Annotated in this window: 13 protein-coding genes, 1 tRNA gene and 1 rRNA gene; 7 read left to right on the top strand and 8 right to left on the bottom strand. The window is 36.5% G+C overall.

Features of this window, described 5'->3' with window-relative positions; genetic code table 11:
• Nucleotides 1–91: 91 nt before the first annotated feature.
• Nucleotides 92–1,618 carry a hypothetical protein gene (locus LQ189_RS09090; RefSeq protein WP_230156000.1) on the bottom strand — a complete coding sequence of 509 codons (1,527 nt, stop codon included), beginning with the start codon at nt 1,616–1,618 and terminating at the stop codon, nt 92–94.
• 112 nt (nt 1,619–1,730) lie between these two features.
• Between LQ189_RS09090 and LQ189_RS09085 the strand changes: the two genes are divergently transcribed.
• From LQ189_RS09085 to LQ189_RS09070, 4 genes are all read left to right on the top strand, one after another.
• Nucleotides 1,731–2,168, top strand: a complete 438-nt coding sequence (locus LQ189_RS09085) for a PaaI family thioesterase (RefSeq protein ID WP_230155998.1) — start codon at nt 1,731–1,733, stop codon at nt 2,166–2,168.
• 8 nt (nt 2,169–2,176) lie between these two features.
• Nucleotides 2,177–3,259: a chorismate-binding protein gene (locus tag LQ189_RS09080; protein ID WP_230155996.1), complete on the top strand. Its 1,083-nt coding sequence runs from the start codon at nt 2,177–2,179 to the stop codon at nt 3,257–3,259.
• A gap of 34 nt (nt 3,260–3,293) precedes the next feature.
• On the top strand, nt 3,294–4,010 hold the full coding sequence (gene bshB1, locus LQ189_RS09075) for a bacillithiol biosynthesis deacetylase BshB1 (RefSeq protein WP_230155994.1): 717 nt from the start codon (nt 3,294–3,296) through the stop codon (nt 4,008–4,010).
• Between the two features lie 86 nt (nt 4,011–4,096).
• Nucleotides 4,097–4,170: transfer RNA gene (locus LQ189_RS09070), tRNA-His, on the top strand.
• Between the two features lie 418 nt (nt 4,171–4,588).
• On the opposite strand, the gene LQ189_RS09065 is transcribed toward LQ189_RS09070, so the two are convergent.
• The 4 genes from LQ189_RS09065 to LQ189_RS09050 all read right to left on the bottom strand — a co-directional run bounded on the left by LQ189_RS09065 (nt 4,589) and on the right by LQ189_RS09050 (nt 9,453).
• The gene (locus tag LQ189_RS09065; RefSeq protein WP_230155992.1) at nt 4,589–5,602 is read right to left on the bottom strand and encodes a M28 family metallopeptidase; all 1,014 of its coding nucleotides are present in this window, start codon (nt 5,600–5,602) and stop codon (nt 4,589–4,591) included.
• Between the two features lie 303 nt (nt 5,603–5,905).
• Nucleotides 5,906–6,676 (bottom strand): dienelactone hydrolase family protein, encoded by a 771-nt coding sequence (locus tag LQ189_RS09060; protein ID WP_230155991.1) that lies wholly within the window; start codon nt 6,674–6,676, stop codon nt 5,906–5,908.
• Between the two features lie 114 nt (nt 6,677–6,790).
• Nucleotides 6,791–8,989, bottom strand: a complete 2,199-nt coding sequence (locus LQ189_RS09055; protein ID WP_230155989.1) for a penicillin acylase family protein — start codon at nt 8,987–8,989, stop codon at nt 6,791–6,793.
• 11 nt (nt 8,990–9,000) lie between these two features.
• Nucleotides 9,001–9,453 (bottom strand): Lrp/AsnC family transcriptional regulator, encoded by a 453-nt coding sequence (locus LQ189_RS09050; protein ID WP_086453832.1) that lies wholly within the window; start codon nt 9,451–9,453, stop codon nt 9,001–9,003.
• 231 nt (nt 9,454–9,684) lie between these two features.
• Between LQ189_RS09050 and rocD the strand changes: the two genes are divergently transcribed.
• Nucleotides 9,685–10,968: an ornithine--oxo-acid transaminase gene (gene rocD, locus LQ189_RS09045; protein ID WP_230155986.1), complete on the top strand. Its 1,284-nt coding sequence runs from the start codon at nt 9,685–9,687 to the stop codon at nt 10,966–10,968.
• Between the two features lie 11 nt (nt 10,969–10,979).
• Nucleotides 10,980–11,942 (top strand): arginase, encoded by a 963-nt coding sequence (locus tag LQ189_RS09040; protein ID WP_230155979.1) that lies wholly within the window; start codon nt 10,980–10,982, stop codon nt 11,940–11,942.
• Between the two features lie 222 nt (nt 11,943–12,164).
• On the opposite strand, the gene LQ189_RS09035 is transcribed toward LQ189_RS09040, so the two are convergent.
• The 3 genes from LQ189_RS09035 to LQ189_RS09025 are packed head-to-tail and all read right to left on the bottom strand — an operon-like array spanning nt 12,165 to nt 13,632.
• Complete coding sequence (locus tag LQ189_RS09035) at nt 12,165–12,797, bottom strand: low molecular weight phosphatase family protein (RefSeq protein ID WP_230155976.1); 633 nt, start codon at nt 12,795–12,797, stop codon at nt 12,165–12,167.
• A gap of 15 nt (nt 12,798–12,812) precedes the next feature.
• On the bottom strand, nt 12,813–13,283 hold the full coding sequence (locus LQ189_RS09030) for a DUF6428 family protein (protein ID WP_230155974.1): 471 nt from the start codon (nt 13,281–13,283) through the stop codon (nt 12,813–12,815).
• A gap of 16 nt (nt 13,284–13,299) precedes the next feature.
• The gene (locus LQ189_RS09025) at nt 13,300–13,632 is read right to left on the bottom strand and encodes a helix-turn-helix transcriptional regulator (RefSeq protein WP_086455458.1); all 333 of its coding nucleotides are present in this window, start codon (nt 13,630–13,632) and stop codon (nt 13,300–13,302) included.
• A 1,149-nt stretch (nt 13,633–14,781) separates the two neighbouring features.
• On the opposite strand from LQ189_RS09025, the gene LQ189_RS09020 reads away from it, so the two are divergent.
• Nucleotides 14,782–16,295, top strand: a 16S ribosomal RNA gene (locus LQ189_RS09020).
• Nucleotides 16,296–16,338: the final 43 nt, after the last annotated feature.

The following is a 16,338-nucleotide window of genomic DNA, read 5'->3' as shown; positions in this document are numbered from 1 at the left end:
AAACTACTATTTATTTTCTAAATATCGGGTTATGAAATGTTTATTAAAGTAATAGTTTATTGGGTATATAGGAAATATTTTTTTTAGGTGTTTATTTCGGGAAAACTTTGTTTTGAAATGCTCCTAAATCTGGCGGAAGTGTTCGCGTATTACCAATAATATCTTGATTTATAAGATAAGAAGTATTTCCTTTGGCGAAAGCCGCCGAAGTATCATCAATATTCAATTTGTTTTTTGATACGCTCAAAAATTTAGGGTCTTTATTGAGTAGTATGGCTTTGTAATGTAAAAGATCAGTCTCAAATTGATACAAAGGATTCGTGCTTACATTAGCAGAGCGGTTATCAAACTTAATCAAGCAGTTGTTAAATTGGTATTCAAATGCAGCTGTTGTTTTTTTACTCAATGTCATTTCAGTTGCATACGATCCGTAAATAATACAATTATTAAATTGAGCTTTAACAAGGTCTTTTGCCTCTGGAACAGCGCCTGTAATAAAATTGCTTACAATCAAAGCTTGTTGCTGTGAACTATTCCAATTGTTGTTAAAAGTACAATGTGTAAAAATGTAACTACCTCCATAAGTACAAGCAAGGGTTGTTTGTCCTGCTGCATTTATTACAATGTTTTGACCTTCAATTTTTGCGGTCTGCGCCAATATTCCGTAGTTGCTGCTGTTGTAAATTTGGGTATTCTTAATATGAACTGTGGATCCGTCATTATTTTGAATCAACAAGCCTATGCTGGCATTTTTTATGGTTAAGTTTTCAAAGCTGTTGTTGGTACTGCCACTGCTAAGCCACACAGTTCCCCATTGTCCAGGTACATCTTCGAAAGCGGGTTCTAATCGGTCGCCTTCAAAAACAACCTCGTTTTCCATTTTTGGAGTTAAGGATTGTTTTCCTTTAACTTGAATAGATCCTTTATTGGCCACCACAATTCCCGAATTTGCATGAAAATAAACACGAGCGCCAGCTTCAAAAATGGCTGTCTTTTCTGGAGGCACTGCCGCGTAACCATAAATCACGTAGGGTTTTGTTTTGGTGAAAACCAATTCGTTGCCATGTACAGGATCATTTTCGTTGAGGTAAAAACCATTTATTTTTTGGTCACCCACAGGAAGTGTTTCGGTTGTTCCATCAGCAAAGCGTTCGGGATATAAAAAAATAGCATCTTGAACAAGTGTAACTAGTTCTACGTTTTGTTGATTGCTTCCACTGTCAAATTCAATTTGATCAGTATATAAAAACGTATCCGAACTCACATCAGTACTCGCTGCGGTAGTTTCTATAAAAATAAATAAGCTGTCGCGCGCAAGTATGGGAACATTACTAAAAATTTTCCCATTGTTTCCTTGCAAACCGTCAACTGTCATTCGGTATTTAGAATTCAAACCTTTACCAAGTTTTATAGTAGGGATTGAAATATCATTTTTACTTCGGTTGTATACCTTTAGCATATAGGTGCTTGAGCTGATATTTGAAAAAACAGTATCCAGATAAACGGTATCTTTTGAAAATTTTAAATCACCAGTACTCGCTACTGTTTCAAAATCAGATCGGCAAGAACTGAAAGCAATTGTTAGTACACCAAGTAGGATAAGTATTTTAAAACGCATGGTAATTTTTTTGTAAAAATAACAAAAATCTATTTTGTAAAACATATTAACAATTGTATTTGCGCATTGCTATTGTTACTTTATTTATTTTTACATTTTTAAACCAACAATTATGACATTCGATAAAGATAAAATTTTAAACTACTGCAATCATGTTTCTAAAAACACTTTAATGCAAACATTGCAGATTGAGTATGTGGATGCTGGTGAAGATTTCTTAGTAGCTACCATGCCAGTTAATGCTACTGTTCATCAGCCTATGGGATTGTTGCATGGAGGTGCATCTGTTGCATTAGCAGAAAGCGTTGGGAGTGCTGCATCTATGATCTATGTTAATTCGGATGTTAGCGAAGTACGCGGAATTGAAATATCAGCCAATCATCTTAAAGCTAAAAAAGAGGGAATTGTTACCGCAACAGCCCGAATCATTCACCGCGGAAAGAGCATTCACTTGTGGGAAATTAAAATTACGGATGAAAATAACGCTCTTATTTCACTTTGTAAATTAACTAATATGGTGCTCCCTAAACGTAAAACTACCGATAAGTAATGAAGGAAATGATTCAGAAAGTACAAGATCATTTGCTTGACAAGCTGCCCTTTGTTTTGTACCGAAAACCCAATCAAAAAGAAATTACGGGTTATTTACAACTAGAGGATACTTTATTTTCTATTAATGATTTTAAAGAAAAAGGATTCGTTATTTCTCCGTTTGATGGAGTACATACGTACTATATCCCTGAAGAAAAAGCTGAAAAATTCCAATGGAAGTACCAAGAATCATTTATTCAAAAGGAAGAAAAAAGCCTTCCTTTTTTTGAAAGTAAAGATAAGGAAGTATTTGTAAGCTTGGTTAGTAAAGGGGTTCAAGCTATTAATAATAAGGAGTTTGAAAAAGTAGTATTGTCTCGAAATGAAATTGTAGCTCTAGAAAATAAAAGTGTATTTGAGATTTATGAATCCTTGGTGTATAGCTATCCTACCGCTTTTGTCTATTGTTTTTATCACCCAAAAATAGGCACTTGGCTGGGTGCTACACCAGAATTACTGCTAAATGTAAAAGCGGATGTTTTTAAAACCATTTCGCTGGCAGGAACTCAAAAAGATGTTGGTACTCCAGCTGTTTATTGGCAAAACAAAGAAATTGAGGAGCAGCAATTTGTCACTGATTTTATTGTTTCAAAATTGCAGAACGAGTTGGAATCAGTTTCAGTGTCTAAACCCTACAGTTATCAAGCGGGTTCTTTATGGCATATTAGGACAGATATCTCAGGTAGAATTACACCTGAAACATCATTTAAAAAGATAATTCAAGTCTTGCATCCTACACCAGCTGTATGTGGCTTACCAAAGGAAAGTGCCAAAAAATTTATTATTGAAAACGAAAATTACGATAGGGAATTTTATACGGGTTTTTTAGGTGAGTTGAATTGTGATGTGGATAGCGGTCAACAAAACGCTGATTTATATGTAAATCTGAGATGCATGCAAATTAAAGCTAATGAACAGGATATGGTAATTAAACAGAGTTTAAAACAAGTACATTTGTATATGGGTTGCGGTGTAACAAAAGACAGTATTCCTGAAAAAGAGTGGGAGGAAAGTGTTAATAAATCCATGACCATGAAAAAAGTGTTGTAAATATTATCATATCAATTAATAATAATAAAAAAGTATGAAGCTAGACATATTAGCCTTTGGTGCACATCCAGATGATGTAGAGTTAGGATGTGCAGGAACTATTTTAAAAGAGATTTCACTGGGTAAAAAAGTAGGTATTGTTGACTTAACTCGTGGAGAGTTAGGTACGCGTGGCTCTGCAAGTATTAGAGATCAAGAAGCTGCTGCTGCTGCAAAAATACTAGGCGTAACTGTACGAGAAAACTTGGGGATGCGTGATGGTTTTTTTGTAAATGACGAAACACACCAACTAGAGGTAATTAAGATGATTCGGAAATACAAACCTGAAATAGTGTTATGTAATGCTGTAGACGACCGTCATATTGATCATGCTAAAGGAAGTAAGCTGGTGTCTGATGCTTGTTTTTTATCTGGGTTAGTTAAAATTGAAACTGCTCTAGATGGAGAAGTACAAACGGCTTGGCGCCCAAAACTTGTATATCATTACATTCAATGGAAAAATAGCGTTCCAGATTTTGTGGTGGATATTACAGGTTTTACAGATTTAAAAGTTGCATCTATTTTGGCATATAGTTCTCAATTTTACGATCCTAATTCAACAGAACCGGAGTCGCCAATATCAAGTAAAAACTTCCTAGAAAGCTTAAATTACCGTTCTAGAGATTTGGGAAGGCTCACGGGTGTAGATCATGCTGAAGGTTTTACGGTAGAAAGATATTTGGCTGTCAATAGTTTAGGTGATTTGATCTAAAAAGGATGTAAATTTTTTTAAAAAAGTTTTAAAAAACGTTTGCAAAAGTAAACTTTAGTTGTATCTTTGCCACCGCTAAGCAAATGGTGGTTGTAGCTCAGCTGGTTAGAGCATCGGTTTGTGGTACCGAGGGTCGCCGGTTCGAACCCGGTCATCCACCCAAAAAAGCAAAAGCCTCGAAGAAATTCGAGGCTTTTTTTGTATCTATAATTCAACAAGCTTTGGTGCGTTTTGGAAAGATTATAAAGCCTATTTTTTTGATGTCTTGATGTGTTGCGTCGTTTGTTTTTTTAATGGCTTAAAACAGGAATTAAACCGCATTTAGTAGTTCTGAATAGTTAAGCTTGCTTTGGAAGAAAAGCAAGCTGTTTTATAAATGCTTAGGAAGTACGGTTTGTACTGCTAGATTGTTTTTTGGGTTTTAAACAAAAAAAATACGCCTCAAAGTACTTTGAGGCGTATTTTTTTTGCACAAGGGATAGTAGTGAAAATCCTCCCGATTTTTTTTCGGGAGATTGTAACGTATAGCCCGACCTTGCTGTAACGCTAGTGAAAGCAAGGTTGTGCCCTAGAGATTATTATTTTTTATCTACTACGGGTCTGTTTTCTCTATTTGCAAGTTCCCATGCTATTGCAAATGCATATTGAGCTCTTTTAGTAAGTGCATCATATTCAATTTTGTCAGGACTATCTGTAGGTTGGTGGTAATCTGCGTGTACTCCATTAAATAAGAAAACGGAAGGAATTCCAAATTTTGCAAAATTATAATGATCAGAACGCTCGTAAAAATGATTAGGATCTTTAGGGTCGTTGTATTTATAATCTAAATTTAGGTTTGTGTATTTAGTATTTGCGGCAGCGCAAATGTTGTCTAAATCTGTCGAAAGTCGGTTTGCTCCTATAACATACACATAATTATTGCTGTCTGCGTGGTCCTTATCTCTGCGGCCAATCATGTCGATATTGATGTTGGCAATAGTATTTGCAATAGGGAAAAGTGGATTTTCGGAGTAGTATCTGGATCCATGTAATCCGTGTTCTTCGCCAGTAACATGTAAGAACATAATAGAGCGTTTAGGACCGTGGCCGTCTTTTTTTGCTTTTTGAAAGGCTTGAGCAATTTCAAGTAATGCTACAGTTCCAGAACCATCATCATCGGCACCATTGTAAATTTCTCCGTTTTTTGTACCTACGTGGTCGTAATGTGCAGATATGACCAATACTTCATTTGGTTTCTCTGAACCTTCAATGTAGGCCCAAATGTTTTCAGAGTCTGGTAGGTTTTCATTGTATTGCGCGTTCAAGAAAGCAGCTGGAACTTTTTGATAAAAATCTGTTGCTCCTTTTGGATAACCAATTTTATCTTTTTTGTACTGATCAATAAGGTAATTACCTGCTTTTTTTTGACCTACCGATCCAGTTTCTCTACCTTCCATTTCATCTGAAGCTACAATGTACAAATGAGTTTTTAGCTCTTTTTCGGTTATGGTTTTTAAATAAGTGGTGGGCTCCACGGGCGTGGTGATGTTTTGCTGACTGGAGCAACTAAGTGTAAAAGTGGTAATGATACCAAGAATAGCAATTTTTTTCATTTTAATGTTAATTATAAAGTATACATAGCAATAAAGTCATTATAAAAATGACGTGCACGAAGTTACTGTAAAATAACAAATACTTTTTTGATAAATTAGTGAAGCAATTAAATTATTATTTAAGTCTAGAGAGTTTATGGATTTTATTTTTTTTTCTAACAAGCCATACTAGTGGTAGATTCTTTTTGAAAGAATATTTAAGGCATAAAAAAACAGTATAAATTCAACTTTTATATTTTACATCTGATATAAATGTAAAAAAAACGGAATTTATACTGTTTTTTAAACAGATTATTCTTTAGATTATTTCAAAACGTCTTTTAAGAAAACGTTCATCCGCTCCCAAGAGCGCTTATCTGCTTTTTCATTGTATGCAGCTCCTTTTGAATTGTCATTGCCAGCTTCAGGATCTGAAAAGGCGTGCACCGAATCAGCGTAGTAGATCATTTCCCAATCTGCTTTTGCGGTTCTCATTTCTTGTTGAAAAGCAGCTACTTCAGAGACTGGTACATAAGGGTCATCAGCACCGTGTAGTACTAGGACTCTTGTTTTGATAGGAGTACTGGTCCTAGCAGCATCGCGACCTAAGCCACCGTGAAACGAAACAGCACCTTGAAATTTCATTCCAGCTCTGGCAGCTTCAAGAACGCCTGTACCTCCAAAACAGTACCCTATAACAACAATATTATCAGGATTTGCGCCTGCTTTTACTAATTGGTCTAGTGCTAACTGAATGCGTCTTTGATAATCGCCTACATTGTTTTTGTAAAAACCAGCTTGTTTTCCTGCTTCTTCGGTATTTTTAGGATAATTGCCTTCGCCGTAAATATCAGCAACAAAGGAATAATAGCCCATTTTTGATAATTTTTCAGCAGATTGTTTGGCATGGGTATCAATACCTTTCCAAGCAGGTAGGATTAAAACTCCTGGTTTTGTTTTTGTTGCTTTTTGAGGTGCAACCGCAAGGCCATTTAGTTTTTGAGCACCATCAGCATACGCTATGGGCTTTAATTGAGCCTGAGCGCCAGTGGAAGATATTAGTACGCCAATAAGGGCTAAAAAGATGTTTTTCATAGTAGTATTTATTAAGGTTAGCAAATTTCTGATTTAATTATGCTAGTCTGCTTTATCTAATATCCTATTATCTTATATCTGTATTTTAAAATCTTATAGTAGTTAATCTAGGGCTTATTCCCCAGGATGATACGTTTTTTCAGCATGTTTCAATACGTCTTCTTTGTAAAACAAAACCTCTTTGAATTGTCCCTCTTGATATCTTTTGGCTTGATCAAAGAAATGTTTTGAGTTAGGATTGCCGCTATTTCCTCCTGCAAGTAATGATTTTGCTTTGATTTTTGTGCCAAATTCGACCGCACATACAAAACTATTGCCGTTACTACCATAACGTTTTTGGGTATCTTTTTGATAACTACTTTTGAATGCTGGTAAGCTCCCCCAAACTGCAGGTCCAAAACCAATAGGCAAACTTTCTTGCGCATCGTCATAGTCTAATGCTATAGCGCCAGAGGTTCTTTGAAAACGGTTGATCTGTCCCCAATGGATTTCCCAAGAACCAAATTTAGTTTTTAATTCACTAAGAACTTTTTGTAATGGCGGTAGCAAATCATTTAGTTGTGCGTTTTTCAAAAATTGAATAGTGTTTTGCACCTGATCTAATTCGCCTTCGTTAGTATATACTTTTTGAATTATTGGTTCTAATTGATAAGCCCATTCTACGGCAAGTGTTGTTGCTACTGAATTTTCATGAGCATAATAATCCCAATTTTTCAAAACAGTTATGGGTGCAATGAGTTCATCATAAAGTGGTGTATTGGTTTTGATGTTCTTTTCAAAACTGGAAATCAATGCTGGAATCAAAAATTCGAATACGGTTAATTTAGTGTCATAACCATCTGCAATTACACGGTCTAAAGTATACTTATTCCCTTTGTCTAACAATCGTACGGCATTGAGTCCTCTAAAATTTTCACCATCAGGAGCCATGTAAGGTGGGTAATTTTCGGGATTAGGACTGTTTGTTCCAGCAACGGTAAAAGGTGTAGAGTTGCAGTTTTGCAACCATCCGTTTTCAGGATTGTAAGAGTGTACAATTTCTGAAACTTCGTGCAGTCCTTTCCATTGCGTTGCGGCTGTTGTTCCATCTACTACTTTTGACCAATTCAATTTAGGATCTCTTATTGGGACAAAATTACCATGCCAGTAGGCTATATTTCCTTCTTTGTCGGCATAAACCGTATTGTTCGAAGTGTTGGCTTTTATATCCATTGCCTTTTTATAGTCAACAAAACTTTTGGATTTAGTTCGAATCCAACTTTGTTCTAAACTTTTTACAGAGCGATTGAATGATTTCAAGCTGATCCATTTTCCGTCTCTTTTAGCCATGATTGGGCCGTGATTTGTGAAATAGGAGGTAAATGTTTTAGGAATTAATTTGCCGTTTTCAAGGTACTTGATGGTTATTTTTTTTTCGACAACTGGTAGGAGTTGGGTGTTATATTCATAAAATAGTTTTTTATTTTTAGTTACGATGTTTTCAGCATACAAATCGGCTACATCCACATTTGACGATGTGTGCATCCAGCCGCAATTTTCATTAAACCCTTGGTAAATAAAAAATTGTCCCCACGTAACCGCACCATAGGCCTGCAAACCTTCGTCACTACTGATTTGTATTTCGGGTCTAAAGTAAAAGGTAGTATGCGGATTAATGTATAAAATGGCATTTCCAGCTACTGTTTTTGATGGTGCAATAGCAAAACCGTTTGATCCAGTTTGCACATTAATTTCACGTTCTACATACGCGATTTTGTCACCTGCAGAGCCGTAAAAAGATTTAAGTTCACTTGTAGTAAGCCCTGCCGTGCTAATTGCTCCAATACTTCCATCAGTCCAAAGTAAAGGAAACCATGGCTCAAAATGATTTAATAAAGCCGGTTGTACTTCAGGATGTTTGTATAGGTAGTAGTTGATCCCGTCTGCATAACTGTTCAGTAATTTTTGTAGCCAAGGCGCCGCTTTTTTATAGTCAGCTTTTGCTTCATCAATGTCTATGAGTAATTTGATTTCTAGATCATTGTAGAGAAATTCTTGTCCTTTTACTTCGGAAAGTTGTCCTAATTTTTCGATGTAATTCATCTCTACACGTTTAAAATCATCTTCGCATTGGGCATACAACATTCCAAAAACGGCATCGGCATCAGTCTTGCCATATACGTGCGCAATTCCCCAATTGTCTCTAATGATAGTTACTTGTTGCGATTGCTTTTGGAGTCGTGCTAGTTCGGACGTAGTCATTTTTTGAGCAAAAAGCATACTAGAACTTAAAAAGCATAGCGTAACTGTACTGTAAATATTGAAATACTTCATTTTTTTTATTTTTAAAGACTTACATTACGTTTGAATGCGCAACCCAATTCAATTATAGAATCTGTCTTGGCAATTCCAGGTATTGTATCGATTTTTTCATAGAGTACGCGTCGCATGTGCTCATGATCTTTTGCAATAATTTTAATGTATAATGTAAAAGAGCCAGTAATAAAGTAGCACTCTGTAATTTCAGGAATTTTTTTGAGTTCTTCAATTATGCGATCTGAATCTTGGTCCTTATTTAAGGTAATACCAGTAAAGGAACCCCAATCATACCCAATTTTCTTTTCATTAATGATAGGTTTTATCCCCGTTATGATTCCGTGATCAATCAGCCTATTAATGCGCTGATGTACCATTGTATTTGATATTTTCAAAGTAGTAGCAATGGCAGAATAAGCCATACGTCCGTCTTTTTCTAGTTCTTTAATAATATTGATATCAAACTCGTCTAATATATCCATGTTGTTAAAAATTATAATTGATGCAGTTGTATTGGTATAAAAGTACTTCTTTTTATTGACTTCAAAAAAAGCTTAAAATTGATTTCTAGTACTTCAAAATGACTTATTTTTGGTCTAAATTAAATAAATATTTACAATTAGCAGCTTTTTTAAAGTCAAAAAATTTAATTTCGTTGGTAAATTAAAAAATAATGCTAGTTTTGTACTCTTAAAATGTAAATCCTTAACATCATGGCACATACAGAACAAAACCTTTCATCAAAATCGGAAGCTTTAATTGCTAAAGAAAATCAATATGGAGCACACAATTACCATCCTTTACCAGTAGTTTTAGAAAGAGGCGAAGGCGTTCATGTTTGGGATGTTGATGGTAAACAATATTATGATTTTTTATCTGCTTATTCAGCGGTGAATCAAGGTCATTGTCATCCAAAAATTGTAGGAGCAATGGTCAAACAAGCACAAACGCTAACGTTGACTTCACGTGCTTTTCATAACGATCAATTAGGTCCTTTTGAAGAATATGTAACAAAGTATTTTGGTTTTGATAAAGTATTACCAATGAATACTGGTGCCGAGGCGGTTGAAACAGCTGTAAAACTGTGCAGAAAATGGGCTTATGAAGTAAAAGGAATTCCAGAAAATCAAGCACAAATTATTGTTTGCGAAAATAATTTTCATGGTCGTACCACTACAATTGTATCGTTTTCTAATGATGAAAATGCACGCAAAAGCTTCGGACCTTTTACCGCTGGATTCATCAAAATTCCTTACGATGATGTTGATGCGTTAGAAGCTGTCTTGAAATCAACAACAACAATTGCTGGATTTCTTGTGGAGCCTATTCAAGGTGAGGCTGGTGTTTATGTTCCTAGTGAAGGGTATTTGGCAAAAGCCAAAGCTTTATGTGCAGCACACAATGTATTGTTTATTGCTGATGAAGTACAAACAGGAATTGCACGTACAGGAAGATTGCTAGCTACTTGTGGTAATTGCGATTGTAAAAAAGGTTGTGAAAATACACCAGAAGTAAAACCAGATATATTGATTTTAGGAAAAGCAATTTCAGGTGGGGTTTATCCAGTTTCGGCAGTTTTGGCAAATGATGCTATCATGAACGTGATTCAACCAGGACAGCACGGGTCTACTTTTGGAGGAAATCCTATTGCTGCAGCGGTTGCCATTGCTGCACTTGAAGTGGTAAAAGATGAAAATTTAGCGCAAAATGCGGCTTATCTTGGTGAAGTTTTAAGAAATGGATTAAATGAAATTGCTGCACGAAATCCTATCATTACCTTAGTGAGAGGAAAAGGACTATTGAATGCTATTGTTGTAAATTGTGACGAGGAGTCTGATCTTGCTTGGAATATTTGCATGAAGTTTAGTGAATACGGTTTATTGGCTAAGCCAACACATGGAAATAAAATTCGTTTTGCACCACCATTAGTGATTACAGAAACACAAATTCACGAATGCTTAGCGATTATCGAACGAGCATTAAATGATTTTAGATAACACACAGAACCATGGGGAAAACAATAAAATTAATAAAGAACAGATCTGATATAGGTGCCGGAACGCGCGGGTCTGATTTGGGTATTGATGCCATAGAAATTGCTGCTATAAATCAAAACAGTGATTATTTCAACCGCTTTATGTTTGAAGATGTTAAAACGCACAATGAAACTATATATGATAAAGACCGTAGCTCTAGTGCCAAGCGTATTGAACATGTTTTAGAACAGTGTATTAGAGTAAACAATGTAGTAAAACAAAGTATTGTTGAGAATTACTTTCCAATTGTTTTGTCAGGAGATCACTCGTCAGCTTTGGGAACATTAAGCGGAATAAAAGCGGCTTATCCAGAGCAAAATATAGGGGTTTTTTGGATTGATGCGCATGCTGATTTGCATTCTCCTTATACATCACCTTCTGGAAATATTCACGGAATGCCTTTGTCAGCGGCACTCGGAGATGATAATTTGAGTTGTCAAAATAACGAAGTAACTCCCGAAACACATCAGGACTGGGAGGAAATGAAAAACATTGGTCATCAAGGGCCAAAAGTTTTACCTGAAAATCTAATCTATTTTGGGGTTCGTGATACTGAGGAAGAGGAGGACAAGCAAATCGAGAAATTAAAAATCAAGAATTATAAAGTTGACGAAGTCAGGTATCGAGGTTTGCAAACTTGCGTTACTGAAGCTTTAGCAAAAGTAGCTCATTGCGAGGTTTTGTATATTTCCTTTGACGTTGATTCTATGGATTGTGATATGATTTCTTATGGTACTGGTACACCAGTTGCTAAAGGTTTTGATCAGTACGAAATAATCGCAATCATAAATCAAATCATCCAAACGAAGAAAGTGGTTTGCGTTGAATTTGTTGAGGTCAACCCTTTATTGGATACAAAAGGAAATAAAATGGCCGAAACTGCTTTTGAAGTTTTAGAAGCAATTACTCCAAATTTAATGAGCGTAAATCTATAGTTCAACAAACATAAATTTTAAAGTATCTTTTTTAAATGGGATGCTTATCGTTTTTCTACATGATATAAAAAGGCTTGATTTCAAATTATATTGAAGTCAAGCCTTTGTTTTTGATTGTTATTTTAGATAATTTGACAAATTTAATTATTTCGAAAATAAAACTTCTAAGTTTTCTGTGAGTACTCAATAGTAGATTACATTAATCTTTTCCTAGAGGTTACACTACGATTTTATTCTTGAAAAAACATAAAATAATTCAGTTGCAATTTGTAAACTACGTTCCTCATATTTTTCTTCTTGTTGTGGTGTTTGATCAAATGCTTTAGGATCTTCATACGTAATCGGAATTCGTTTTTCAGCACCAGCAATAAAAGGGCAGTCGCCATCTGCTTGGGAACAAGTCATAATGGCTGCAAATTCGCTTATTGGATTAAAGTCGGCATCATAAGTTTTAGAAAAACCAATAATCGGATGTTCATTTTCCCCATATTTTATAGCATAAATAGGGTTGTTTCCATCTGCAATTTTTTTAACTTCAAAACCAGATTTCTCTAATGTCTTGGTCACCATCGGAAATAAAGCCGTTGCTTCAGTGCCACCAGAATAGCAATCTACATTTTGTATCTTAAAATGTGCTGCAGCAGTTTGCGCCCAAACCTGTGACAAATGGCTTCTTCTGGAATTATGAGTACAAATAAAGTTCAGCCTAATTTCTTGGTGATTACTAACTCTTGTTTGAATATAATCAATAAGTGGCTGCAAAACACTTTTTCGATCAGTCAAAATGTTTTCGAAATCAAAAGTATGTATTATTTTTTCTAGTTCTGGAAATAGGATGGTTTTAATGGGTTCCATTTTACACTTTTAAATTTAGCAACAACCTCCTCCTGGAGAGCAGCTAGTGGTTTGACTTTGAATCTCAGATAATTTTACTTTTTGTTTGTACTCAGGAATTCCACATTGATCTTCAGCCAAACAAGCCGTTAATTTGTTTACTAATGTAAAAGCAGTTCCGTTAAAACCCATATCGTATTTCCCTATAGTTTCAGCTTGATATTCTACTTCCACTTCAAAATCCTGGATTCCGAGAACCTTTTCTGAAAGGGTGATGATATCCAAAAGTTTTTTGGGTTTTAAACGGTGTTCAAAGTCATTAGCGTCCCATAATTGAAAATTAACAACGGTTTCATTTCGAAGCTTCCCGCCGCAGTCAATAAATTTCTTAGTAATCAAACCTACTTCGGTTACATGAAAATGTTCTGGAACATAAGTACCGTTTGGTAATACAAAAGCAACATTTTCTAACGTGCTTAACTCATTTTTTACTTCTGATAATTTCATTTTTCTAATAATTAAATTAACAACATTGATTTTTCTTATTTTCTAAATAGGTATTGATCTGATCAAAAAAACTTTTTATTGGATTAAACCCTTCTTCATTGAGACAATAGCAAATCGCATTCCCTTCAATATTACCTTTAATAAGACCAGCATTTTTGAGTTCTTTTAAATGTTGCGAAACGGTAGGTTGGGCCAGAGGGAGTTCATTTACAATGTCACCGCATATACAGCTATTCACTTTTAGGAGATGTTGCACAATAGCAATTCTCGCAGGATGCCCTAAGGCTTTCGCCAATGTTGCTAATTCGTTTTGTTCGTCTGTAAAATGTTCTGACTTGGTAATACCCATGGCTATATATTTATATTGCAATATTACGATATTAATTAATACAAACCCTTTAAACGGGTAGTTTTTTTGCTAAGTAGTTATTTCATTAGGGCGTTACCCTTTTTGCAATCCCTTTCGCAGTAGCTTCAGGAATTGCAAAAGGGTCGGGCTTTACGCAGCAAGTCCTCGTTCCTTCCTTGCAGGTCGTCACTGTGGGCTTTTCGCTGCTATCCCTAACGCGGTTAATCAAGTAAGAAGGCGTTTTTTTTGTTAGAGAAGCATAAGAACTACTTATATCTAATGGTGTATGATGTTATAATCGTGACCATAGTAAAGGTAGTAGCTACATATATTAGTGTATGATGTTAATGTTGTTACCGTAGTAATAGTATCTATATATAATGGTATATAATTTTATAATTGTTACAGCAGTAAACGATAGTACCTATATATAATAGTACCTTTTTTTTATAGTAGTAAACGATACTACCTATATATAATAGAGTAGGATTTACTAATATCAACACTAGATAAACCAGGAGTAATTGTAGAAAGAATGGTATGAACTGCTCAATAATGTTATGATTTCACTGTACATTTATCAAAATTCAAAATAACTTAAAAAAAGTTTAGGTTTTAAGAGTCGTTTAATCAGGGTTTTAGTTTAAAAGTTAAGAAAAGAATAAAAAAAGGTTCAAAAAAAGCTTGTAAAAGCGAATAAAGGTTGTAGTTTTGCACCCGCAATAGCGCAGACGTTCTTTAGATGATTGACAAGAAAAACAAAGTAAATAGAGATTTACTCTTTAAAAAAAACTTTAAAAAAAGCTTGTGAGATTTAAAAACGAAAGTTATCTTTGCACCCCGCAAAACAATGGAAGTTCCTTGAGAGATTGATAAGAGAAGTAGAAGGAAATGAGATAAAAATTATCTCAAAAAAACTTCACATTTTTCTTGCCAGTTAAAAAAAGAATAACTACTTTTGCACCCGCTTTGAGAAACAAACGAAAGGCGAAAAAATAGTAAGAATACGTTCCTAGACATATTGAATTGACAGCCGTTTTGTTCGCAAGAACAGAACATAAAGAATAAGAGTAATAGAATCGGAAGATTTGAAAAAACCACTAGAACAGAGTCGAATAACAATAGTTCGCCACGGCGAACAAACAATATACGATGAAGAGTTTGATCCTGGCTCAGGATGAACGCTAGCGGCAGGCTTAACACATGCAAGTCGAGGGGTATAGGTTTTCGGACCTAGAGACCGGCGCACGGGTGCGTAACGCGTATGCAATCTACCTTTCACAGAGGGATAGCCCAGAGAAATTTGGATTAATACCTCATAGTATAGCAGTTTCGCATGAAACCACTATTAAAGTCACAACGGTGAAAGATGAGCATGCGTCCCATTAGCTAGATGGTAAGGTAACGGCTTACCATGGCAACGATGGGTAGGGGTCCTGAGAGGGAGATCCCCCACACTGGTACTGAGACACGGACCAGACTCCTACGGGAGGCAGCAGTGAGGAATATTGGACAATGGGCGCAAGCCTGATCCAGCCATGCCGCGTGCAGGATGACGGTCCTATGGATTGTAAACTGCTTTTGTACAGGAAGAAACACTCCCTCGTGAGGGAGCTTGACGGTACTGTAAGAATAAGGATCGGCTAACTCCGTGCCAGCAGCCGCGGTAATACGGAGGATCCAAGCGTTATCCGGAATCATTGGGTTTAAAGGGTCCGTAGGCGGTTTAGTAAGTCAGTGGTGAAAGCCCATCGCTCAACGGTGGAACGGCCATTGATACTGCTAAACTTGAATTATTAGGAAGTAACTAGAATATGTAGTGTAGCGGTGAAATGCTTAGAGATTACATGGAATACCAATTGCGAAGGCAGGTTACTACTAATGGATTGACGCTGATGGACGAAAGCGTGGGTAGCGAACAGGATTAGATACCCTGGTAGTCCACGCCGTAAACGATGGATACTAGCTGTTGGGAGCAATTTCAGTGGCTAAGCGAAAGTGATAAGTATCCCACCTGGGGAGTACGTTCGCAAGAATGAAACTCAAAGGAATTGACGGGGGCCCGCACAAGCGGTGGAGCATGTGGTTTAATTCGATGATACGCGAGGAACCTTACCAAGGCTTAAATGTAGATTGACCGGTTTGGAAACAGACTTTTCGCAAGACAATTTACAAGGTGCTGCATGGTTGTCGTCAGCTCGTGCCGTGAGGTGTCAGGTTAAGTCCTATAACGAGCGCAACCCCTGTTGTTAGTTGCCAGCGAGTCAAGTCGGGAACTCTAACAAGACTGCCAGTGCAAACTGTGAGGAAGGTGGGGATGACGTCAAATCATCACGGCCCTTACGCCTTGGGCTACACACGTGCTACAATGGCCGGTACAGAGAGCAGCCACTGGGCGACCAGGAGCGAATCTATAAAACCGGTCACAGTTCGGATCGGAGTCTGCAACTCGACTCCGTGAAGCTGGAATCGCTAGTAATCGGATATCAGCCATGATCCGGTGAATACGTTCCCGGGCCTTGTACACACCGCCCGTCAAGCCATGGAAGCTGGGGGTGCCTGAAGTCGGTGACCGCAAGGAGCTGCCTAGGGTAAAACTGGTAACTAGGGCTAAGTCGTAACAAGGTAGCCGTACCGGAAGGTGCGGCTGGAACACCTCCTTTCTAGAGCCTTAGTGTTAGTAGTAATACACGCTAGGGAAAGAAG

Origin of the sequence: Flavobacterium sp. CECT 9288 (genome assembly GCF_918731615.1) — a bacterium.
Classification (GTDB): domain Bacteria; phylum Bacteroidota; class Bacteroidia; order Flavobacteriales; family Flavobacteriaceae; genus Flavobacterium.
Note: the sequence above shows the minus strand (reverse complement) of the source record. Positions and strands in the feature narration are given on the sequence as shown.

Excerpts from the sequence above, each read along its gene's own strand:
- LQ189_RS09090 (WP_230156000.1), bottom strand. The coding sequence starts at position 1,618 with ATGCGTTTTAAAATACTTATCCTACTTGGTGTACTAACAATTGCTTTC.
- LQ189_RS09085 (WP_230155998.1), top strand. The coding sequence starts at position 1,731 with ATGACATTCGATAAAGATAAAATTTTAAACTACTGCAATCATGTTTCT.
- LQ189_RS09080 (WP_230155996.1), top strand. The coding sequence starts at position 2,177 with ATGATTCAGAAAGTACAAGATCATTTGCTTGACAAGCTGCCCTTTGTT.
- bshB1 (WP_230155994.1), top strand. The coding sequence starts at position 3,294 with ATGAAGCTAGACATATTAGCCTTTGGTGCACATCCAGATGATGTAGAG.
- LQ189_RS09065 (WP_230155992.1), bottom strand. The coding sequence starts at position 5,602 with ATGAAAAAAATTGCTATTCTTGGTATCATTACCACTTTTACACTTAGT.
- LQ189_RS09060 (WP_230155991.1), bottom strand. The coding sequence starts at position 6,676 with ATGAAAAACATCTTTTTAGCCCTTATTGGCGTACTAATATCTTCCACT.
- LQ189_RS09055 (WP_230155989.1), bottom strand. The coding sequence starts at position 8,989 with ATGAAGTATTTCAATATTTACAGTACAGTTACGCTATGCTTTTTAAGT.
- LQ189_RS09050 (WP_086453832.1), bottom strand. The coding sequence starts at position 9,453 with ATGGATATATTAGACGAGTTTGATATCAATATTATTAAAGAACTAGAA.
- rocD (WP_230155986.1), top strand. The coding sequence starts at position 9,685 with ATGGCACATACAGAACAAAACCTTTCATCAAAATCGGAAGCTTTAATT.
- LQ189_RS09040 (WP_230155979.1), top strand. The coding sequence starts at position 10,980 with ATGGGGAAAACAATAAAATTAATAAAGAACAGATCTGATATAGGTGCC.
- LQ189_RS09035 (WP_230155976.1), bottom strand. The coding sequence starts at position 12,797 with ATGGAACCCATTAAAACCATCCTATTTCCAGAACTAGAAAAAATAATA.
- LQ189_RS09030 (WP_230155974.1), bottom strand. The coding sequence starts at position 13,283 with ATGAAATTATCAGAAGTAAAAAATGAGTTAAGCACGTTAGAAAATGTT.
- LQ189_RS09025 (WP_086455458.1), bottom strand. The coding sequence starts at position 13,632 with ATGGGTATTACCAAGTCAGAACATTTTACAGACGAACAAAACGAATTA.